This is a genomic window from Nonomuraea sediminis (genome assembly GCF_018531495.1).
GTDB classification, from domain to species: Bacteria; Actinomycetota; Actinomycetes; order Streptosporangiales; family Streptosporangiaceae; genus Nonomuraea; species Nonomuraea sediminis.
Map to the genome: position 1 here is coordinate 442,885 of NZ_JAHDTI010000003.1, position 19,764 is coordinate 462,648.

At 72.5% G+C, this 19,764-nt stretch carries 17 protein-coding genes; 8 read left to right on the top strand and 9 right to left on the bottom strand.

Features of this window, described 5'->3' with window-relative positions; all coding sequences use genetic code 11:
- Positions 1 to 27 precede the first annotated feature (27 nt).
- The 6 genes from KIK09_RS16160 to KIK09_RS16185 are packed head-to-tail and all read right to left on the bottom strand — an operon-like array spanning position 28 to position 4,620.
- A complete protein-coding gene (locus KIK09_RS16160) occupies positions 28 to 792 on the bottom strand; it encodes an SGNH/GDSL hydrolase family protein (protein ID WP_214320028.1) in 765 nt (254 codons plus the stop codon).
- On the bottom strand, positions 789 to 1,214 hold the full coding sequence (aroQ, locus tag KIK09_RS16165) for a type II 3-dehydroquinate dehydratase (protein WP_214320029.1): 426 nt from the start codon (positions 1,212 to 1,214) through the stop codon (positions 789 to 791). Before aroQ ends, KIK09_RS16160 begins: the two co-directional genes overlap by 4 nt.
- Complete coding sequence (gene aroB / locus KIK09_RS16170) at positions 1,211 to 2,269, bottom strand: 3-dehydroquinate synthase (protein WP_214320030.1); 1,059 nt, start codon at positions 2,267 to 2,269, stop codon at positions 1,211 to 1,213. The genes aroQ and aroB overlap by 4 nt, the downstream gene beginning before the upstream one ends.
- Positions 2,266 to 2,766, bottom strand: a complete 501-nt coding sequence (locus tag KIK09_RS16175) for a shikimate kinase (RefSeq protein WP_214320031.1) — start codon at positions 2,764 to 2,766, stop codon at positions 2,266 to 2,268. Before KIK09_RS16175 ends, aroB begins: the two co-directional genes overlap by 4 nt.
- Positions 2,763 to 3,944, bottom strand: coding sequence for a chorismate synthase (gene aroC / locus KIK09_RS16180; protein ID WP_214320032.1), 1,182 nt, complete (start codon positions 3,942 to 3,944; stop codon positions 2,763 to 2,765). The genes KIK09_RS16175 and aroC overlap by 4 nt, the downstream gene beginning before the upstream one ends.
- Positions 3,945 to 3,990: 46 nt before the next feature.
- Positions 3,991 to 4,620: a prepilin peptidase gene (locus KIK09_RS16185; protein WP_214320033.1), complete on the bottom strand. Its 630-nt coding sequence runs from the start codon at positions 4,618 to 4,620 to the stop codon at positions 3,991 to 3,993.
- Positions 4,621 to 4,698: 78 nt separating this feature from the next.
- On the opposite strand from KIK09_RS16185, the gene KIK09_RS16190 reads away from it, so the two are divergent.
- Positions 4,699 to 5,475 carry an SAM-dependent methyltransferase gene (locus tag KIK09_RS16190; protein WP_214320034.1) on the top strand — a complete coding sequence of 259 codons (777 nt, stop codon included), beginning with the start codon at positions 4,699 to 4,701 and terminating at the stop codon, positions 5,473 to 5,475.
- 1 nt (position 5,476) lies between these two features.
- Here the strand turns inward: KIK09_RS16190 and KIK09_RS16195 are convergent, their stop codons facing one another.
- Positions 5,477 to 6,019: an SseB family protein gene (locus tag KIK09_RS16195; protein ID WP_214320035.1), complete on the bottom strand. Its 543-nt coding sequence runs from the start codon at positions 6,017 to 6,019 to the stop codon at positions 5,477 to 5,479.
- A 158-nt stretch (positions 6,020 to 6,177) separates the two neighbouring features.
- On the opposite strand from KIK09_RS16195, the gene KIK09_RS16200 reads away from it, so the two are divergent.
- From KIK09_RS16200 to KIK09_RS16225, 6 genes are read left to right on the top strand one after another with little or no spacing between them, the layout of a single operon-like run.
- A complete protein-coding gene (locus KIK09_RS16200; RefSeq protein ID WP_214320036.1) occupies positions 6,178 to 7,977 on the top strand; it encodes an ABC transporter substrate-binding protein in 1,800 nt (599 codons plus the stop codon).
- A complete protein-coding gene (locus KIK09_RS16205; protein ID WP_214320037.1) occupies positions 7,970 to 8,956 on the top strand; it encodes an ABC transporter permease in 987 nt (328 codons plus the stop codon). Before KIK09_RS16200 ends, KIK09_RS16205 begins: the two co-directional genes overlap by 8 nt.
- Positions 8,953 to 9,792 (top strand): ABC transporter permease, encoded by an 840-nt coding sequence (locus tag KIK09_RS16210; protein WP_214320038.1) that lies wholly within the window; start codon positions 8,953 to 8,955, stop codon positions 9,790 to 9,792. The genes KIK09_RS16205 and KIK09_RS16210 overlap by 4 nt, the downstream gene beginning before the upstream one ends.
- The gene (locus KIK09_RS16215; RefSeq protein ID WP_214320039.1) at positions 9,785 to 10,750 is read left to right on the top strand and encodes an ABC transporter ATP-binding protein; all 966 of its coding nucleotides are present in this window, start codon (positions 9,785 to 9,787) and stop codon (positions 10,748 to 10,750) included. The genes KIK09_RS16210 and KIK09_RS16215 overlap by 8 nt, the downstream gene beginning before the upstream one ends.
- Positions 10,734 to 11,645: an ABC transporter ATP-binding protein gene (locus KIK09_RS16220; protein ID WP_214320040.1), complete on the top strand. Its 912-nt coding sequence runs from the start codon at positions 10,734 to 10,736 to the stop codon at positions 11,643 to 11,645. The genes KIK09_RS16215 and KIK09_RS16220 overlap by 17 nt, the downstream gene beginning before the upstream one ends.
- Positions 11,642 to 12,565, top strand: a complete 924-nt coding sequence (locus tag KIK09_RS16225) for a S66 peptidase family protein (RefSeq protein WP_214320041.1) — start codon at positions 11,642 to 11,644, stop codon at positions 12,563 to 12,565. The genes KIK09_RS16220 and KIK09_RS16225 overlap by 4 nt, the downstream gene beginning before the upstream one ends.
- Here the strand turns inward: KIK09_RS16225 and KIK09_RS16230 are convergent.
- Positions 12,558 to 13,517 (bottom strand): DUF5937 family protein, encoded by a 960-nt coding sequence (locus tag KIK09_RS16230; RefSeq protein ID WP_214320042.1) that lies wholly within the window; start codon positions 13,515 to 13,517, stop codon positions 12,558 to 12,560. The two genes, KIK09_RS16225 and KIK09_RS16230, sit on opposite strands and share 8 nt — an antisense overlap.
- Before the next feature lie 56 nt (positions 13,518 to 13,573).
- On the opposite strand from KIK09_RS16230, the gene KIK09_RS16235 reads away from it, so the two are divergent.
- A complete protein-coding gene (locus KIK09_RS16235; RefSeq protein WP_214320043.1) occupies positions 13,574 to 14,737 on the top strand; it encodes an MFS transporter in 1,164 nt (387 codons plus the stop codon).
- Positions 14,738 to 15,201: 464 nt separating this feature from the next.
- On the opposite strand, the gene KIK09_RS59160 is transcribed toward KIK09_RS16235, so the two are convergent.
- Positions 15,202 to 19,722, bottom strand: a complete 4,521-nt coding sequence (locus tag KIK09_RS59160; protein ID WP_214320044.1) for a tetratricopeptide repeat protein — start codon at positions 19,720 to 19,722, stop codon at positions 15,202 to 15,204.
- Positions 19,723 to 19,764: the final 42 nt, after the last annotated feature.

The following is a 19,764-nucleotide window of genomic DNA, read 5'->3' on the forward strand; positions in this document are numbered from 1 at the left end:
ACATACCCCGGGCACCGGTCCCGGGGGCTAGGCTCGCTTCCACGGTGTGAGCTCGGGTCGCTTGGGCGGCAGCCCGTCGCCCGAGGACCTGCCGCGCAGCCGCCTGGTCACCCAAGGCACCAGGTGCTCGCGGATCCACTGGCTGTCCTCGCGCCGCTTGACGCGCGGGTCGACGACTCGCGCCGGCCACACCTTGTGCCAGGACTCCTCGTGCGGCACGCCGAGCACGTCGAGCACACGGGCGGCCACCAGGCGGTGCCCGTCGGCGTTCATGTGCAGGCGGTCCTCGCTCCAGGCCTGCCAGTCGCGCAGCCCCTGCATGGACCACTGATCGACCACGCGGCAGCCGTACAGGTCGGCGATGCTGCGCAGGTGCAGGTAGAAGACGGCGAAGCGGCCGCGCAGGCGGCGCATGAGCGGGGTGTCGCGCGGGTCGACGCCGGTGAACAGCAGCACCTCGGCGCCGGTGGCCCGCAGGTCGCGTACGGCTCCCGCCAGTTTCTTGGCCATCCGGTCGGGATCGGCGCCGGGGCGGAGCAGGTCGTTGCCGCCGGCGCAGAGGCTGACCAGGTCGGGCGCCAGCTCGACGGCGAGGGGGACCTGCTCGGCGACGATCTGGTCGATGAGCTTGCCGCGCACGGCCAGGTTGGCGTAGCGGAAGTCGGGGTCGTCGGCGGCCAGCCGTTCGGCGACCCGGTCGGCCCACCCCCGGAAGGCGCCGTCGTCGCCCGGGTCGTTCAGTCCTTCGGTGAAGCTGTCGCCGAGGGCGACGAAGGAGCGGTATCGCGTCATGACAGCTGCGTGATGGCGTGCAGGGCCAGCACGTAGGAGCGCAGGCCGAAACCGGCGATCGTGCCGGTGGCCACCCCGGCCACGACGGAGTTGTGGCGGAACTCCTCGCGCGCGGCCGGGTTGGAGATGTGCACCTCGACCAGCGGCGCGGTGCGCTGGGCGATGGCGTCGCGCAGCGCGTAGGAGTAGTGGGTGAAGGCGGCCGGGTTGAGCACGACGGGGATGCGGCCGTCGGCGGCCTCGTGCAGCCAGCTCACCAGCTCGGCCTCGTCGTCGGTCTGCCGCACCTCGACGTGCTCGCCCAGCTCGCGGCCGGTGGCCACGCACAGCTCGGCCAGGTCCTCGAACGTCTCGGCGCCGTAGACGTCGGGCTCGCGGGTGCCGAGCCGCTTGAGGTTGGGGCCGTTCAGCACCAGGATCATCGCGCGACCTCCTCGTAGGCGGCCTCGAGCAGCTCCTCGGTGGGGCCTTCGAGGCGGGCGGGCCTGGCCAGCTCGTCCAGGACGACGAAGCGCTGCTTGGCGCCGCGGTTCTTCTTGTCCAGGCGCATGTGCTCGCGCAGGGCGGGCCAGGCGTCGGCCCGGTAGGAGACCGGCAGGCCCACCGAGGTCAGGATGGCCCTGGTCCTGTCGACCAGGTCGGCCCGGCCGGACAGGCGCGACAGCACGGCCGCGTACACCATGCCGATGGCGACGGCCTCGCCGTGGCGCATGCGGTAGTTCTCGTGCCGCTCGACGGCGTGGGCCAGGGTGTGGCCGTAGTTGAGGATCTCGCGCAGCCCGGACTCGCGCAGGTCGGCGCCGACGACGTCGGCCTTGACCCGGATCTTGCGCTCGATGAGCTCGAGGGTGTGCTTGCCGTCGGGCGTGGTGGCGGCCTGCGGGTCCTCCTCGATCAGCTCCAGGATCCGCGGGTCGGCGATGAAGCCGCCCTTGATGATCTCAGCGAGCCCGGCCACGTAGTCGGCGCGCGGCACGCTCCTGAGCGTCTCCACCTCGCACAGCACGCCGGCGGGCGGCAGGAACGTGCCGACCAGGTTCTTGCCCTCGGGCGTGTCGATGCCGTTCTTGCCGCCGACCGCGGCGTCGACCATGGCCAGCAGCGTGGTGGGCACCAGCACGACCTTGACGCCGCGCAGCCAGGTGCCGGCCACGAACCCTGCCAGGTCGGTGGTGGCTCCCCCGCCGACGCCGACCACGGCGTCGGACCTGGTCACGCCGTTGCGGCCGAGCTCCGACCAGAGCCCGGCGGCGACCTCGACGGTCTTGGCCGCCTCCCCGTCAGGCACCGGGAGGTCGAGGACCTGGTATCCGGACAGCGCCTGCCGGACGTTTCCGGAGATCTCCGTCAGGCCCTCGGGGCGGATCACCGCGACGGTCGCGGCGCCGGAGCCGATGAGGCCGGGCAGCTCGCCCAGCACGCCCTGGCCCACCACCACGTCGTAGGGGCTGTCGCCGCTGACCGTGATCCTGCTCACTTGGCGAGCTCCTTGAGGATCTCCTCGGCCAGTTCCTCCGGCTCGCGCTTGTCGGTCTTCACGGTCAGTACGGCCAGCCGCTCGTAGATCGGGCGCCGCTCCTCCATGAGCTTCTTCAGCTGGCTGCGCGGGTTGAGCACGAGCAGCGGCCGCGCCGAGGCAAGTCCGACCCGCTGCACGGCGTCGGCCAGGCCGACCTCCAGGTAGACCACGGTGTGGCCGTCGAGCAGCGCCTGGGTCTCGGGGTTGAGCACGGCGCCGCCGCCGAGGGACAGCACCCCGTCGTGTTCGGCCAGGGCCCGCCGTACCGCCTGGTGTTCGAGCTCGCGGAAGCGCTCCTCACCGTCCTCGACGAAGATGTCGCTGACGGGCTTGCCCGCCACGGCCTCCACGTCGGTGTCGGTGTCGCGGAAGCCGACGCCCAGCCGCTCGGCCAGGAGCTTGCCGAGCGTCGTCTTGCCGGAGCCGGGCGGGCCGATCAGCACTGCGGTCGTCACTTGATCACCATCGATGAAAGGTAGCCGGACAGGTTGCGGGCGACCTCCTCCACGGAGTCGCCGCCGAACTTCTCGAGCGCGGCGTCGGCCAGCACCAGCGCCACCATCGCCTCGGCGACGATGCCCGCGGCCGGCACGGCGCAGACGTCGGAGCGCTCGTGGTGGGCCTTGGCCGCCTCGCCGGTCTTGACGTCGATCGTGGCCAGCGCCCTCGGGACGGTGGAGATCGGCTTCATCGCGGCGCTGACGCGCAGGATCTCGCCGTTGGTCATGCCGCCCTCGACGCCGCCGGCCCGGTTGGTGATGCGGCGCACGCCGTCGGCGGAGGTGTACTCGATCTCGTCGTGGGCGCGCGAGCCGGGCCTGCGCGCGGTCTCGAAGCCGTCGCCGACGGCGACGCCCTTGATGGCCTGGATGCCCATGAGCGCCCCGGCCAGGCGGGAGTCGAGGCGGCGGTCCCAGTGGGTGTAGCTGCCCAGGCCGGGCGGCAGGCCGTAGGCCAGGACCTCGACGACGCCGCCGAGCGTGTCGCCGTCCTTGTGCGCCTGGTCGATCACCTCGACCATCGCGGCGCTGCCCTGCGGGTCCCAGCAGCGCACCGGGTCCTCGTCGATGCGGGCCAGGTCGCCGGCGCCGGGCAGTGCGTCGGCCGGGGTGCGGGCGCCGCCGATCTCGGTGACGTGGCTGACGATGTCGACGCCGAGCGCCTGCTTCAGGAAGCGCCTGGCGACCTCGCCGAGCGCCACCCTGGCGGCCGTCTCGCGGGCGCTGGCCCGGTCGAGCACGTTGCGGGCGTCGTCGAGCCCGTACTTCTGCATGCCCGCCAGGTCGGCGTGTCCCGGGCGGGGTCGGGAGCGCGGGGCGTTGCGCGCCAGGCCTTCCAGCTCGGCCGGGTCGACCGGGTCGGCCGCCATGACCTTTTCCCACTTGGGCCACTCGGTGTTGCCGACGCGGATCGCCACGGGGCTGCCCATCGTGCGGCCGTGCCGTACGCCGCCGACGATGGTGACCTCGTCCTGCTCGAACTTCATCCGGGCGCCGCGGCCGTAGCCGAGGCGGCGGCGGCGCAGCGCCTCGTCGATGTCGGCCGTGGTCACCTCGACCCCGGCCGGCAGGCCCTCCATGATGGCTACGAGCTCGGGCCCGTGGGACTCTCCGGCGGTCAACCAGCGCAACATGCGTACAAGTCTTCCATGCGCGGCCCAGTGAGATGTCCGGTGTCCGTCAACCGAGACACAGCCCGGCCAGCGCCCCCAGCAGCATGAACGGGCCGAAGGGGAACTGGGTCTTGCGGTCGCCGCGCTTGCTGACGAGCAGCCCGACGGCGTACAGGGCGCCGAGCAGCTGACCCCAGAAGGCGGCCGCCAGCCACGCCTGCCAGCTCAGCGTGGCGCAGGCCAGCCCGATGAGCCCGGCCAGCTTGGCGTCGCCCAGCCCCATGGCCTGCGGTCGCAGCACCCACAGGCAGCCGTAGACGGCGGCCAGCGCCGCGCCGCCGAGCAGCCCCCTGCCCAGTTCGCCGGTCGGCAGCAGGGTGAGCGCGACCAGCGGGTAGGCGGGCAGCGTGATGGCGTCGGGCAGCCGCGTGGTGCGCCAGTCGATGACGGCCAGCACGAGGCCGATCACCGCGAACAGCAGGTACGGCAGGCCCGCCCGCCAGGCGACCAGCGCGAGCACCAGCCCGGTGGCCACCTCCATGGTGGGCGGCAGGATCACGGTGGGCCTGAGGTGGACGGTGGCGTGGACGGCGCGGCGGAACTCCCCGTCGACCGGATCCGTCCCCTGGAACTCCTGCACGAACGTCCGGAGGTAGCGGCCGAGGACGAGCCCGAGGACGGCGGCGATGATGACCACCCCGTGACCATAATGCGGAAGACCCTCATTTTTGGGGCTCCCGCCGGAAAAGGCGCCATGCCTAAGATCAACCCCACTATGGGCGAACCTCCGAAGATCAACACGTCGGTGGCGCATCCGGCGCGGATGTACGACTACTACCTGGGCGGCAAGGACAACTTCGAGGCCGACAGGGTCGCGGCCGAGAAGATGATCCAGGTGACCCGCGGCGGGGTGCGTCTGGGCGCGAGGGAGAACCGGGCGTTCCTGGTCAGAGCCGTGCGGGCGCTGGCGGAGGCGGGGATCACGCAGTTCCTGGACATCGGCACCGGGATCCCGACCTCGCCCAACACGCACGAGGCCGCCCCGGGGGCGCGGGTGGCCTACGTGGACAACGACCCGATCGTGCTGCAGCACGCCCGCGCGCTGATGGTGGGCAAGACCACGGTCATCCAGGCGGACCTGCGCGACCCCGGCGCCATCCTGGACGACCCGCGCACCCGCCAGACCCTCGACTTCGCCCGGCCCATCGGGGTGCTGCTGGTGGCGGTGCTGCAGTTCGTGCAGGACTCGGAGGATCCCTACGGGGTGGTGTCCAGGCTGATGGCGGCTACCGCGCCGGGCAGTCACCTGGTGATCTCGCACGTCACGCAGGACTTCGATCCCGAGGTGGCGGCGCACGGCGCGGACGCCTACGACAGGGCGACGGCGCCGCTGGTGCTGCGCTCGCACGCGGCGGTGACGCGCTTCTTCGAGGGGATGGAGCTGCTGGATCCCGGCGTGGTCCAGGTCTCCCGCTGGCGTCCCGACGGCGAGATCCCCCGCATCCCCGACAACCATCCCTGGGTCTGGGGCGGCGTCGCCCGCCGCAGATGAGTTAGCGGCGGCGTGACCACGGGAAGCGGCGGCGCCTGGGGGCGGGTTCCGCCAGGCGGGTGACCGTGATGGCGTCTCCGGAGTCAGGGACGCCGCCCGAGGCGACGGCGGCCATGGCCTCCAGCGCGGCGCCCTCGATGACGAACGAGTGCGGGCCCGCCACGTCGATCACGACGGCGGCCGCTCGCTCCCCCACGGCGGCCTGGCAGACCTGCAGGGCGGAGGCCTGGATGGGGCGGGCGTCGGGCCGCCACCTGGCCAGCGACTCGGCGCCGGTGAACGCGAGCACCGCCTCCCGCCCGTCCTTGCCGACGAGCTTGGGCAGCGCCATCTCGCTCTCCTTCTCCTGCCGCAGCCCGTGCTCCCCGACCTCGGACTCGGTCAGCAGGGCGACCACGGGCACCAGCAGCCGGGCGCCGGTCAGGACGTTGAGCACGTCGGCCGGGCCCGCCGTACCCGCGTGGAAGGCCTGCAGCGCGGCGGCGACGGCCGGCGCGGCCGAACCGTCGTCGTCCGGGAGGAGAGGCTGGGGAATGCTGGGCACAGCCTCCGACCCTAGTTCATGGCCGCAGGTGGCCCGCCCGCCGCCGGTCGGGAGAGCGCGGAAATTTTCGATGCTCAGAATCACAAGCCTGCACGATTGTTGGGGTCGTGGCGGCTTCTCGTCAGCATTCGTTCACACCTGACCGGAAGGAGCCCCCCATGCCCAGATGGACCGGCGCGGTCGCCGCCTGCGCGCTGACCCTGGCGCTCGGCGCCGCCCCGCCCGCGACCGCCGCGCCCAGCACCACGCTGCGGGCCGCGATGGACGGCTCGGGGGTTGACACGCTCAACCCGTTCCTGGCGTTCTTCGACGGAGCGCTGGAGATCTTCGGCAACGTCTACCCGGCGCTCAACTCGCTGCAGCCCGACGGGACACCCGGGCCGTACATGGCGACGTCGTGGACGCCCTCTGCCGACAAGCTGACCTGGACCTTCAAGCTGCGCGACGGGCTGAAGTGGAGCGACGGCAAGCCGCTGACCTCCGACGACGCCGCCTGGACTCTCAACCTGATCATGTCGGACGCGGTGGCGGGCACCGCCAACGGCTCGCTGGTCAGCAACTTCGACTCGGTGACCGCGCCCGACGCGACCACGCTGGTCATCAAGACCAAGGCGCCGCAGGCGAGCGTGCCGTACGTGAGCATCCCGATGCGCGGCATCCCGATCGTGCCGCGGCACGTGTGGGAGCCGCACGCCAAGGACCTCAAGGACTACAAGAACGACGCGCTGCCCGTGGTCGGCTACGGGCCGTGGGTGATGACGGACTACAAGCAGGAGCAGTACGCCAAGTACGACGCCAACAAGAGCTTCCTGCTCGGGGCGCCCAAGTTCGACCACCTGGTCGAGCAGAGCTTCAAGTCGACCGACGCCGCCGTGGCCGCGCTGCGCAGCGGGCAGATCGACTACAAGTCGGGCGTCAACGCCACCCAGTTCAAGGCGCTGCAGAACGAGAAGGACATCAAGGCGATCCAGACGGTCGGCAACGGCTGGATGGGCCTGGAGATCAACCACAACGCCCGCACCCGCTCGGGCAAGAAGATCGGCACCGGCGACCCCCGGCTCGGCGACCCCGTGCTGCGCAAGGCGATCGCCATGGCCACCGACAAGCAGACGCTGGTCACCAAGGTGATCGACGGCGTCGGCCAGATCGGCGCCGGCTACCTGCCGCCCGCCTGGCCGCAGTGGGCGTGGCAGCCCGCCGAGGTGACCCCCTACGACCCGGCGCAGGCCAACAAGCTCCTCGACGACGCCGGTTACGCCAAGGGCTCCGACGGCATCCGCGTCAAGGACGGCAAGCCGCTGAGCTTCCGCCTGGGCATCCACTCCGACGACTCCGCGGACGCGGCGATCTCCACCTACCTGCTCGGCTGGATGAAGGCCATCGGCATCAAGCTCACCATCGAGCCGCTGTCGATGAGCGCGCTCAACAGCGACCTGGCCAAGGGCGACTGGGACCTGCTCATGGACGCCTGGACGACCGGCCCCGACCCGACCTACCTGCTGGGCATCCAGAGCTGCTCGACGCTGCCCAAGGACGACGGCACCGGCGGCAACACCGACTCCTTCTTCTGCGACGCCGACTACGACAAGCTGTTCACGCAGCAGCTCGGCACGTTCGACCAGGCCGAGCGGGCCAAGGTCATCGGGCAGATGCAGGACATCCTCTACAAGGCCAACGTCAACCAGATCTACTACTACGCCAACGGCCTGGACGTGGCCCGCACCGACACTGTCTCGGGCCTGACGCTCGGCGAGCCGAACGCGCAGGGCCTCTACCCGGCGCAGTCGGCGTTCTGGAGCTACCTCAAGGCCACCCCGCCCACCGCCGCCGCGGCCTCCGGCGGCACGTCCGGCGGCGGTGGCGGGCTGCTGTGGGGTGGTGTCGCGCTCGTGGTGATCGTGCTGGGCGCCGCGATCGTGGTGCTGCGCCGCCGCTCCGCCAAGGCCGACCGTGAGTAGGTTCGCGCGATATCTGGGTTCCAAGCTGGTGGCGGCGCTGGTGAGCTTCTTCATCACGCTGGTCATCGGGTTCGTCATCTTCAACCTGATGCCGTCGGACCCGGTGCGGACGCTGACCCGCGGCCGCCCGACCAGCGAGGCGCAGCTGGCCCAGATCCGGGTGCAGCTCGGCCTGGACGAGCCGGTCTGGATGCGGTTCCTGTCGTTCGTCAACGACACGCTGCACTTCAGGCTCGGCTACTCCTGGCAGTTCCAGGAGTCGGTGTCGTCGCTGGTGGGCGAGCGGCTGTGGCCGACGCTGCTGCTGATGGGCACCTCGGCGGTCATCTCGGTGGCGCTCGGGCTGTGGCTCGGCGTGCGCAGCGGGTGGCGGCACGGCAGCCTGTTCGACCGGGTGTCGTCCGGGGTGTCGCTGACGCTGTGGTCGGTGCCGACGTTCTGGCTGGGCATGATCCTGCTGATCACGCTGAGCGTCGGCGTCGGCCCCATCCCGGGGCTGTTCCCCGCGGGCGGCATGACCGACCCGGCGCTCAACGCGACCGGGCTGGAGCACGCGCTGGACGTGGCCAGGCACCTGGTGCTGCCCTGCCTGACGATGGTGCTGGTGGTCTTCGCCCAGTACGTGACGATCATGCGGTCGTCCATCATCGACGAGCTGGGCAGCCCCTACCTGCTCACCGCCAGGGCCAAGGGGCTGACCGACGCCGAGGTCCGGCGCAGGCACGCCGTGCCCAACGCGCTGCTGCCGTCGGTGACGGTGATCTTCATGCACCTGGGCACGCTGGTGACCGGCGCGATCACCGTCGAGTCGGTCTACTCCTGGCCCGGCCTGGGCTACCTCACCTACGAGGCACTCAAGATCCCCGACCTGCCGCTGCTGCAGGGCACCTTCATCATCTTCAGCGCGAGCGTGATCGTCATGAACCTGCTGGCGGACATCGCCTACCGCTTCCTCGACCCGAGGGTGCGTGCCCAGTGATCCGTGCCTTCACCAAACGGCCCGCCGGGCTCGCCGGGCTGGGCGTCCTGCTCGCCTTCGCCGTGCTGGCGCTGGCCGCGCCGCTGTTCATCGGGCCGGACCAGCTCGACGTGGTCAAGGTGGACGGGCCGCGGCTGGCGCCGCCGAGCGCCGGCTACCCGCTGGGCACCGACCTGGCCGGCCGTTCGATCCTGCTGCTGGCGATCTGGGGCGCGCGCGAGTCGCTGGCCATCGGCCTGATCTCGACGCTGCTGACCGTGCTGCTCGGCACCGCGGTCGGCCTGGTCGCGGGGCACTACCAGGGCCGGATCGGCCGGGCGCTGATGCACGTCACCGACTGGTTCATCGCGCTGCCCAGCCTGCCGCTGGCCATCTCGCTGTCGGCCGTGCTCGGCCAGGGCGCGGCATCCATCACGATCGCCATCGCGATCACCTCGTGGACGGCCACCGCCCGCCTGGTGCGCGCCCAGACGCTGGCCGTCGAGGCCCGGCCGTTCATCGAACGGGCCAGGGCGCTGGGCGCGGGCAACCGGCAGATCATGATCCGGCACGTGCTGCCCAACGTGATGCCGCTCATCCTGGTCTCCAGCACGCTGACCGTCGCCTCGGCGATCCTGTCGGAGGCCACGCTGACCTTCCTCGGCCTGGGCGACCCGACCAGCGTCACCTGGGGCTCGATGCTGCAGACGGCCTTCTTCGGCGGCGCGGTCACCGCGGGCGCCTGGTGGTACCTGATGCCGCCCGGCGTGGCGATCCTGCTGGTCGTGCTCGGTTTCACACTGACTGGGCGCGCCGTCGAGCACATTCTCAACCCCCGGATGGTGAACCATGCTTGACGTGCGCGACCTGCGCGTCAGCTACGGCGCGGCGCCGGCCGTCCGCGGCGTCAGCTTCACGCTGGAGCCCGGGCAGACGCTGGGCGTGGCGGGCGAGTCCGGCTGCGGCAAGTCCACGATGGCGCTGAGCCTGCTGCGCCTGCTGCCTGCCACCGCCAAGGTGAGCGGCCAGGTGCTGTTCAACGGCGAGGACCTGCTGACCGCCCGGTGGGAGCGGTTGCGGGCGGTGCGCTGGTCCGGCGCGTCGGTGGTCTTCCAGGGCGCGATGAGCGCGCTCAACCCGGTCCGGACGATCGCCGACCAGCTGATGGAGCCGATCCTGCGCCACGACAAGGTCTCGGCGAAGGTCGCCAGGGCCCGGGCCGCGGAGCTGCTCGACAGCGTGGGCGTCCCCGCGCGGCGGATGGGCTCCTACCCGCACGAGTTCTCCGGCGGGCAGCGGCAGCGCATCATGATCGCGATGGCGCTCGCCTGCCGGCCCGACCTGATCATCGCCGACGAGCCGACCACCGCGCTGGACGTGATGGTGCAGGCGCAGATCCTGGAGCTGCTGTCGGGCCTGATCCGTGACCAGGGCATCGCGGTCATCATGATCAGCCACGACCTGTCGGTGCTGGCCCACCTGTGCGAACGGCTCGCGGTCATGTACGGCGGGCGGATCGTCGAGTTGGGCCCCGCCAGGCAGCTGATCTCCGAGCCGCGCCACCCCTACACCAGGGCGCTGGCCGGGGCGTTCCCGACGATCGGCGATCCCGCTTCCCGGCGCAACCCGTCCGGGCTGGCCGGGGACCCGCCGTCGCTGGGGTCGCTGCCCGCGGGGTGCTCGTTCGCGCCCCGGTGCCCGGAGGTGGGGGCGGCCTGCCGTACGGAGAGCGTGGAGCTGTGGCCCGCGGGAGCGGGACGCGAGGCGGCGTGCCTGCGAGTGCTGGAAGGGGCTGTCGATGCTGGAGACGCGTGACCTGCGGGTCGCCTACGGGCGGGCGCGGGCGGTGGACGGGGTGAACCTGCGCGTCGAGCCGGGCGAGATCGTGGCGCTGATCGGCGAGTCGGGCTGCGGCAAGAGCACGCTGGCGCGGGCGCTGGTCGGGCTGGTCGAACCGACCGGCGGGCAGGTGCTCCACCAGGGCAGGCCGCTGGACTACAAGGCGTTGAAGGCCTACCGGCGGCAGGTGCAGCTGGTGCTGCAGGACCCGTTCGGCGCGCTGAACCCGCGCCAGTCGGTGTTCGACGCGGTGGCCGAGGGGCCGCGGCTGCACGGCCTGACCGACGGGCTCACCGAGCGGGTGACCTCGGCGCTGGCGCGTGCCGGGCTGCGGCCGCCGTCCGAGTTCTTCCGCAGGTTTCCGCATCAGCTGTCAGGCGGGCAGTTGCAGCGGGTCGTCATCGCGGGAGCCCTGGCGCTCGACCCGTCGGTGATCGTGGCCGACGAGCCGGTCGCCTCGCTGGACGCCTCGGTGCGCGGCGAGATCCTCAAGCTGCTGCTGAACCTGCGCGACGAGCTCGGGCTGTCGGCGCTGGTCGTCAGCCACGACCTGGGCCTGGCCTGGAACATCGCCGACCGGGTGGCGGTGATGTATCTGGGGCGGATCGTGGAGTCCGGCACGGTCGAGGAGGTGCTGCTGCACCCCCGCCACCCCTACACGCGGGCGCTGCTGTCGGTGGCGCCCGGCGAGGACTGGCAGCCCACGCTGCTGACCGGGGAGCCGCCGGATCCCACCCGGATCCCCGCAGGGTGCCGCTTCCATCCCCGGTGCGCGAAGGCCTTCGAGCCGTGCGCCGTCCGCGACCTGCCGCCGCTCGCCGCCGACATTTCTGGCGCTGCCTGCCATCTGCTGACTGAGGAGACTTCGTGACCGATTTTGTGCAACCTCGTGCCCTGCGACCCGGCGACCGCGTCGCGGTGATCGCGGCCTCGAGCCCGCCGGGGCAGACCAAGCTGGACGGCGGCGTCCGCGCGCTGGAGGCCGAAGGCTTCACCGTGGACGTGTTCGACTCGGCCCGGGCCACCGGGACCGAGTACGACTACCTGGCCGGTGACGACGTGCTGCGCGCGCGGGACCTCACCGCGGCGCTGGCCGACCCCGCCTACGCGGCGATCTTCATGGCGTGCGGCGGTTACGGCGCGCAGCGCACCCTGGAGCTGGTCGACTGGTCGCGCGTCGACCCGGCCAGGCCGAAGGCGGTGATCGGCTACTCCGACGTGACCGCGCTGCTCGAGGCGATCGCGGTCAAGCTGGGCTGGGGGTCGTTCTTCGGACCGCTGGTGGCCACCGACTCCTTCCACCTGGGGCGCGGCGACTACGCCTTCGACACGCTGATGGCCATGCTCAGGGGTTCGATCAGCGAACTGACCTTCCCCGACGCCCGCACGATCACGCCCGGCGTCGCGGAAGGGGTGACGCTCGGCGGCACCGCCTCGCTGCTCGCGGCGAGCCTGGGCACCGACACCAGCCTCCCGGCCAGGGGCGCGATCCTGTTCCTCGAGGACGTGGACGAGTTCCTGTTCCGCCTGGACCGCATCCTCACCCAGCTGCGCCGCTCGGTCTACGTCGAGGGGGTGGCGGGGATCGTGCTCGGCACGTTCACCGAGTGCGGCGACCCGCGCGACGTCGAGCGGCTGCTGGCCGACCGGTTCCACGACCTGGGCGTGCCCGTGCTGGCAGGCGCCGACATCGGGCACAACATCCCCACCCAGACCTTCCCGATCGGCGTCCCCGCCCGCCTGGACACCGAGGCGGGCACGCTCACCCTGCTCAAGCCGCCCGTCACCTGAGCAGGGCGTCCGCGCGGGTGGTGCGGGCGTAAAGGACCGAGCGCCCGACCCGGTGCGGGGTGACGAACCCGGCCTCCTTGAGCAGCGCCAGCTGCTCGGAGACGCTGCCCGGTGACAGGCCGGTACGGCGGGCCAGCTCCGTGGTGGAGGCCGGGGACTCCAGCTCGGCCAGCAGCTGGGCGCGGCTCCTGCCGATCACGGCGGACAGCGCGTCCGGCGCGGGGGCGGTGCCGCGCTCCCAGAGCGTGGCCACTCCCCTGGCCGGGTAGGCGATCACCGGCTGGCCCGGGGCCTCCGTGCGGTAGGAGATCCTGGGCCAGACGAAGATCGACGGCACCAGCAGCAGGCCCTCGCCGCCGAGCACCCGGGAGTAGGCGGCGGGCCGCTCCTCCAGGCGCAGCCGCATGTCCTGCCAGCGCACGGCCGCGTGCATCCCGGCGAACAGCCCCTGCGGGCCGCGCGCGGCCAGTTGCCTGCTCCGGTGGACCAGGTCGCCCTCGAGCAGGGCCCGCATCCGCGGCCAGTGCTCGGCCATGGCCGTGTCCCAGTAGGCCTCGATCCCCGCTGTCAGCCGCGCCATCCCTTCGACCGGCTCCGCATACAGCTCCCGCACCGCCGGGGTCCGGGGGCCCGCCATGGCGTCCAGGTTGGCCCGCACCACCTCCGGCGGCGTGGCCCTGAGGGTGGCCAGCTCGACCTCCAGGTCCGGCAGCGGGGTGGACGGTGAGGGCGTCAGGAAGTCGGGGATGTAGCCGGTCGGGTCGGCCTGCAGGTCCACCAGCGGCCCCAGGTCGAGGCCCGCCACGCGCACCGTCCTCATCCACGGCAGGTGCAGCGCCCGCCCCGCCGGGCGCAGCAGCGCGCGGAAGCTGTAGACGGCCTCGCGCAGCGGCGAGTAGGCGAAACGGATCGACGACAGGTCGTAGGCCGAGAACGTCAGCGTCAGCATCATTCGGCTCCAACCGAATCCATCGCCCGGGACCCGCCCATTGGAGCACCTTTTCCGGCATGACGCTCTTCAACGGACTTCCCCGGGTCTTCTGGCTGCTGTTCTCCGGCCAGCTGGTCAACCGCTTCGGCGCGGTCGTGCTGCCGTTCCTCGTCTTCTACCTGGGCGCCAAGGGCTTCTCCGCCGCCGAGATCGCCGGCGTCATGTCGGCCTACGGGCTGGGCGGGCTCGGCGGCCAGCCCCTCGGCGGCTACCTCGCCGACCGGTTCGGCCGCAAGGCCACTCTGGTCGGCGGGCTGCTGGCCACCGCGGCCTGCCTCGTGCTGATCGGCCTGGCCGGCGACCTGGTGTGGCTGGTGACGGGCGCGGTCGCGCTCGGGCTGGTCGGCGACGTCTACCGGCCCGCCGCCTCGGCGATGGTCGCCGAGACCACGCCGGCGCCGCAGCGGGCCAAGGCGTTCGGGCTCATGCACTGGGCGATCAACGTGGGCGCGGCGATCTCGGGCGCGGCGGCCGGGCTGCTGCTCGCGCACGGCTACTGGGTGCTGGTGGCGCTCGACGCCGGCTCCAGCGTGCTGTTCGCGCTGATCGTGGCCTTCGGGGTGCCCGCCGCTCCCCCCGCCCCGCGGGAGCGCAGGGCCGGGTACGCGGTCGCGCTGCGCGACCCGGCGCTGGTGGGGTCCGTGCTGATCATCCTGGTCGGGCTCACCATCTACGGACAGGTCAAGTACGGTCTGCCGCTCGCGCTGGCCGCCGACGGGCTGCCCGCCTCGCTGTTCGGGCTGCTCATCACGCTCAACGCGGGCATCGTCGTGCTGTTCCAGCCGGTGGCGGTGGCCTGGCTGTCCCGCTACCGCCGCCTGCCTGTGCTGGGGATCTCCATCGCGGTGATCGGGGCGGGGCTCGCGCTCACCGGGGTGGCGGACCAGGCCTGGCAGTACGTGGTCACCGTGCTGATCTGGTCGGCCGGGGAACTGGGCATGGCCGCCGTCGAGGCCGTCGTCATCGCCGACCTCACGCCTGAGGGCTCGCACGGGACCTACCAGGCGCTGTACGGCTGGGCCGCCGCGGTCTCCCGCTTCGCCGCGCCCGCGCTCGGCGCCCTGCTGTACGGCTCGGGACTGCTGTGGTGGTCGTGCGCGGCGCTCGGGCTGGCCTGCCTGGCCCTCTCCCTGGCCCTCCTCCCCACCTTCGCCCGCCGCGCCGCCCTCATCTCCTCATGACCTTTTACGGGAGCCTTCTCCTGTACGGCGAGCAGCCGCCACCGGCCGCCCGCCGCACTTCGGTTTGGGGCCCGCGACCGGCGCTTACGGCGAGTCGGGGCCGCTTCCCCGCCGTCACGGCGCTGCGTGATCGTGGCACCCCGGCCCCCGATCGCCCGCCGTCCAGGGCGCTGCGTCACCCGGGCACGACAGGTCCCAGGTTGCCCAGGGCGTCGACCCGGCGCCTGGAAGCGGGCGCCCGTAGCCGGCGTGGCCAAGGGTCCGGGGACCGTCCGTGCGCCGGTGTACCCCGTGGGCCGGGGCCAGGGTTCGGGGGCCGCTCGGGCCGGTTCCTGGCGCCGTGGCGGCGGGGAGTGGCACCGACTCGCCGGAAGCGCCGGGCTGGGGCCCTCAGCCGAAGTGCGGTGGGCGGCCGGTGGGACGGCCTGCCGTACAAGGTGATGATCTTCGCATTAGTGGTCCCATTACCGGGTGGGGCTTTGTTCGCGGCGGGGGAGGAGGCCGGTGGGGCCGGTGACGACGCTGAGGCGGCCGGGGGCGAACATGACCTCGCCCGTGGGGCCCAGGGAGATGGCGGAGTTGCCCGCCTGGAGTTCGGCCTGGAGGCCGGGGAGTTTGAAACGGACCAGGCCTGGCAGCAGGGCCGACAGCAGGAACAGCCCGAGCAGGACGGGCGTCATCGCCGACAGCAGGACCACCGTCACCTTGTCGGTGAGCAGGAAGGCGATCCACAGGGCGGCCAGCAGCGTCAGGGAGATGCTCGCCACCGCGTAACCGCCCCAGGCCGCCGGGGTGGCGGCGCGCATCTCGCGTTCGAGCAGGTGCAGGCTGCGCTGGGCGTCCACGTGGAGCAGGTCGCGTTTGAGGCAGGCGCGCAGGTGGCGCATGGCCCGCCGCCGGTAGCCGAGGCGGCCGCCCGCGCCGGCCAGCAGCGAGCCCATCCTGTGGTGAGCCACGCCCGCCACATAGTGCGGGTCGGCCTGGGTCTCCGGCGCCGTCCCGATCGCCAGCTGCGCCTGGGCGTAGGCGTCGGCGTGCAGGTCGGCGTTCTGCTGGTCGTCGCCGCGCTGCACGAGCAGCCTGGCCAGCGCCAGGTGGATGCGCCAGCGCTGGTCCACGTCCTGCCTGAGCAGGGTACGGCGCAGCGTCTCCTCGGCCTCGGCCTTCTCCCCCGCGGCGGCCAGCGCCTGCGCGTAGCCGATGGCGGCCGGGCCCGAGGCGGGGTCGACGGCCAGCGCGTTGCGGAACTGCTGCTCGGCGTCGCCTCCCCTGATCAGGTAGAGGGAGCCGAGCTCGACGTGCGCGGCCACGTCGTACCAGTCCTGGGCCACGGCGCGCTGCAGGTGCTCCTCGGCCTCGTCGTAGCGGCCCATCTGGACGTAGAGGGCGCCCAGGTCGGTGTGGCTGCCGCGCGGGTCGATCTCGATGGTCTTCTTCAGGTGGGCCTCGGCCGAGGCCAGCGCGCCCTGCCGGAAGGCGATCACCCCCAGGCACAGGTGGGCCGAGGGCTCCGGATACCGGTCGAGCACGTCGTGGGCGATCTGCCTGGCCTCCTGGTAGGTGTCGTCCCTGGCCTGGCCGACGAGCGCCCAGGCGAGGGCGAGCCGGTGCGCGGAGTCGTGCGGCCCCTGCGTGAGCGCGGCGCGGAAGTCGTCGGCGGCCTCGACGTAACGGCCTCCCGCGTAGCGGACCCAGCCGAGGCTGTAGCGGGCGGCGGCCCGCTCGCGGCCGTTGGCGGCCTGCCTGAGCAGGCGGGTGAAGGCCTGCTCGGCCTCGGCCAGCAGCCGCTGGTCGTGGTAGAGCCAGCCCTGTTCCGCCTGGAGGTCCCAGTTGGCGGGGTGCACGGCCCGCGCGCGGTCGAGCACGTGCTGGGCGTCGGGCCAGCGGCGCAGCGAGCGGAGCGTGGCCGCGCGGGCGATGGTGGCCGCCGGGTCCTGCGTGATCATCCCGAGGGCCTGGTCGTAGCAGGCCAGCGCGTCGTCGAACTGGAGCCGGCTGTCGTGGACGCGGCCGAGCTCGGTCCAGAGGTCGATCTTCTCCGGGTTGCGGTGCAGCGCGGTCCTGAGGATGCGCTCGGCCTCGTCGAAGCGGCGCAGCGTCCTGAGGGTGAAGCTCTGCCCCTCGATGCCGTCGGTGTAGGAGTGCCAGCATCCGACGGCGCGTTCGAAGCACGCCAGCGCCCCGCGCAGGTCCTGCGAGTCGTAGGCGAGCCACCCCGCGCAGACGTGCAGGCCGGGCTCGTCCGGATGGATCGCGAGCGCCTCCGCCACCGCCTGCCTGGCCTCGTCCATGCGTCCGCTGTGGCGCAGCAGGTCGATCCTGCTGCCCAGGAGCCATGCGTGGCGGGGCGCTATCGCCCGCGCCTCGTCCAGGCGGGCCAGGGCCTCGTCCTCGCGCCCCTGCGACTCGAGCAGCGCGGCGACCGAGGTAAGCACCTCGATCGAACGCGGATGCACCCCGAGGGCCGTGGCGGCGACGGTCTCGGCCTCGTCGTAGCGGCGCATGGCCACGAGAAAGTCGATCTTGCGGCGGAGTGCCCATTCGTGGTTGGGGTTGATGGACAGAGCCCGGTCCAGGACCTCCATCGCCTTGGCCGGGTCGCCTCTGCCCTCGTGCAGGTTGGCCACGGTCATGTAGACGGACGGCTCGTGAGGGTGGCGCTCCAGTGCCTGCTCGGCCAGCCGGTCCGCCTCGTCGTAGCGGTTGATGTAGGTGAGGAACTCGATGAGGCTGCGCACCGCCCAGTCGCTGGACTCATCGAGCTCGAGCGCGCGTGCGGCCAGGTCGGCGGCCTCCTTGTCGCGGTCCTGGCGGCTCATCAGCCACGCGCCGCAGAGCAGGAGGTCGGCGGACCGGGGCCACTTCTCGACGGCCTGGGCGAACGTCTCCTCCGCCTCCCGCAGGCGGTGCAGGTCGCGGAGCACGGTGATGCGGTCCCACCAGGCCCATTCGAAGTCCTCGTCCATCGACAGGGCGGCGTCGATCTCGGCCAGCGCCTCGTCGAGGCGGTCCTCGCTCTTCAGCAGGTGGCCGAACCGCAGTCTGATCGCCGCGTCCTCGGGCCGCCGTTCGAGCGCGATGTCGGCGGCGCGGTGCGCCTCCTCGAAGCGGCCGGCGTCGGCCAGCACGTCCATGCGCCGCCGCAGCGCCCACGAGTGCTCCGGGTCCGTGGCCAGCGCACGCTCCAGCCACCTGAGGGCCTCGCCGGACGATCGCGGGGCGCAGAGGTTGGCCATCTCGACACAGAGGTTCGCGTCGCCGTCGAGCTCCCGCAGCGTCCGCTCGGCCGCTTCCAGCGCCTCCTCGTGCCGGCCCTGGGCTCCGAGCAGGCGGGGGCGCCGCAGCAACGCCGCGGGCTGGCCGGGTTCGAGCGACAGGACCCTGTCCACCTGCTCAAGCGCCTGGAGTGTGCGTCCTGCCTCTTCGTAGGCGCTGGCGGCCGTCAGCAGGATGTCCATACTGCCGGGACGGAGCTCGACCGCCACGTCGGCCGCGCGCACCGCCTCGTCCGTCCGCTCCTCGTAGCGGAGGAAGTCGATGCGCCTGCGCAGCGCGTCCAGGTGGCGTCCGTCCAGTGACAGCGCCCGCTCCGCCTGCTCGGCCGCCTCGGAGTCCCTGTCCTGCGCGGACAGCAGCTCGGCCAGCGCCATGTGCACCTCGGGCGACCCGGTGAAGCGCCGGGCCAGCTCGTGCGCCTCGTCGTGGCGCGACATCCTCTGCAACAGCTGGATGCGCCTGGCGGCCAGGGTGGGGCTGCGCGGATCGAGGACCTGCGCCCGCTCCAGTAGCTGGAGCGCGTCCTCGCTGCGTCCCGCATGCTGGAGCGCCGTGGCGGCGGCCCGGTGGAGGTAGGTCCAGTCCGGGCTGGTCTCGAGCGCCTTCCCCGCGAACTCGACCGCCTCCTCCACACGCCCGGCCTCGGCCAGGAGCTCGACGCGGGTGCTCAGCGTGTCGGGATCCCGCTCGTCCAGTGACAGGGCGTGGTCGACGGCGGCCAGCGCCTGGTCGTATTCCTCCCTCCCGGACAGCAGGTCGGCGACGGCCCGCCAGATCCAGGGGTCTCGCGGCGCCAGTCGCTTGGCGGCTTCCGCGGCCTCGAGCGCCTCCTCGGGACGACGCGCGTAACGGAGCAGGTTGATCAGGGAGATCAGGGCGCGCGGGTAGGCCTCGTCCACGGCCAGCGCGCGCCGCGCCCACTCGGCGGCCTCGTCGTCCAGGTCGAGGCTGCTGAGCAGCCACGCCCACTCGATCATGATCGTCGGATGCCGGGGGAAGGCCGCCAGCCCCTGCTCGACGAACCTTTCGGCCTCGTCGTAGTGGCCGCGTAACCGCAGGACGCCCATCATGTCGACGGCCCATCGGGGGTCGAGAGCGCCCAGTGCCCTGGCCGCCTCGTAGGCCTGGATCGCGCCCGGGCCGTCGTGGCAGTCGTCGAGCACCCAGCCGAGCGTCGCGTGGGCCAGCGGTTCCCCTCGGTGGCGGGCGGCCAGGTCCCGGGCGCAGGCCTCCGCCTCGTCGAAGCGGTTCACGTCCACCAGGCCGTGGGCGAGCCACTGGTGGGCGATCCGGTGGTCAGGGGCGATCCGGTGGGCCTGCTCGAAGTACTCCAGCGCCGCCGCGGGCCGGCTGCCGTCGCGCAGGGCGCGGCCCATCGCCACCCGGATCAGCGGCGAGTCCGGCAGCCGCTCCAGCGCGCGCTCCCCTGCCTGGACGGCCTCGTCGAAGCTGCGGGCGCGGGCCAGCGCTGCCACCGTCCAGGCGGCGGGCTCCTCCCGGTCGGGCGCCCGGCCCGCCGCCTCGGTGAAGGCGGCCAGGGCCTCGTCCTCACGGCGCGTCGCCAGCCGCAGGCGGCCCCCGGCGACCAGGACGTCCACGTCCTCGGCCAGGTCCGGATGCTCGGCCAGCAGAGTGGTGGCCTCGTCGAACTCGTAGCGCCTGCGCAGGTCGTCGACGCGGGCCGCGATCTCGGTGCCGGACGGGCTCATGCACACCCTTCTCGCGATCAAGGCATGGCGGGTACGCCCTAC

What these genes read in the sequence shown, in the direction of transcription:
- KIK09_RS16160 (WP_214320028.1), bottom strand. Translation starts at nt 792, where the DNA reads ATGACGCGATACCGCTCCTTCGTCGCCCTCGGCGACAGCTTCACCGAA.
- aroQ (WP_214320029.1), bottom strand. Translation starts at nt 1,214, where the DNA reads ATGATCCTGGTGCTGAACGGCCCCAACCTCAAGCGGCTCGGCACCCGC.
- aroC (WP_214320032.1), bottom strand. Translation starts at nt 3,944, where the DNA reads ATGTTGCGCTGGTTGACCGCCGGAGAGTCCCACGGGCCCGAGCTCGTA.
- KIK09_RS16190 (WP_214320034.1), top strand. Translation starts at nt 4,699, where the DNA reads ATGGGCGAACCTCCGAAGATCAACACGTCGGTGGCGCATCCGGCGCGG.
- KIK09_RS16200 (WP_214320036.1), top strand. Translation starts at nt 6,178, where the DNA reads ATGCCCAGATGGACCGGCGCGGTCGCCGCCTGCGCGCTGACCCTGGCG.
- KIK09_RS16215 (WP_214320039.1), top strand. Translation starts at nt 9,785, where the DNA reads ATGCTTGACGTGCGCGACCTGCGCGTCAGCTACGGCGCGGCGCCGGCC.
- KIK09_RS16220 (WP_214320040.1), top strand. Translation starts at nt 10,734, where the DNA reads ATGCTGGAGACGCGTGACCTGCGGGTCGCCTACGGGCGGGCGCGGGCG.
- KIK09_RS16230 (WP_214320042.1), bottom strand. Translation starts at nt 13,517, where the DNA reads ATGATGCTGACGCTGACGTTCTCGGCCTACGACCTGTCGTCGATCCGT.
- KIK09_RS16235 (WP_214320043.1), top strand. Translation starts at nt 13,574, where the DNA reads ATGACGCTCTTCAACGGACTTCCCCGGGTCTTCTGGCTGCTGTTCTCC.
- KIK09_RS59160 (WP_214320044.1), bottom strand. Translation starts at nt 19,722, where the DNA reads ATGAGCCCGTCCGGCACCGAGATCGCGGCCCGCGTCGACGACCTGCGC.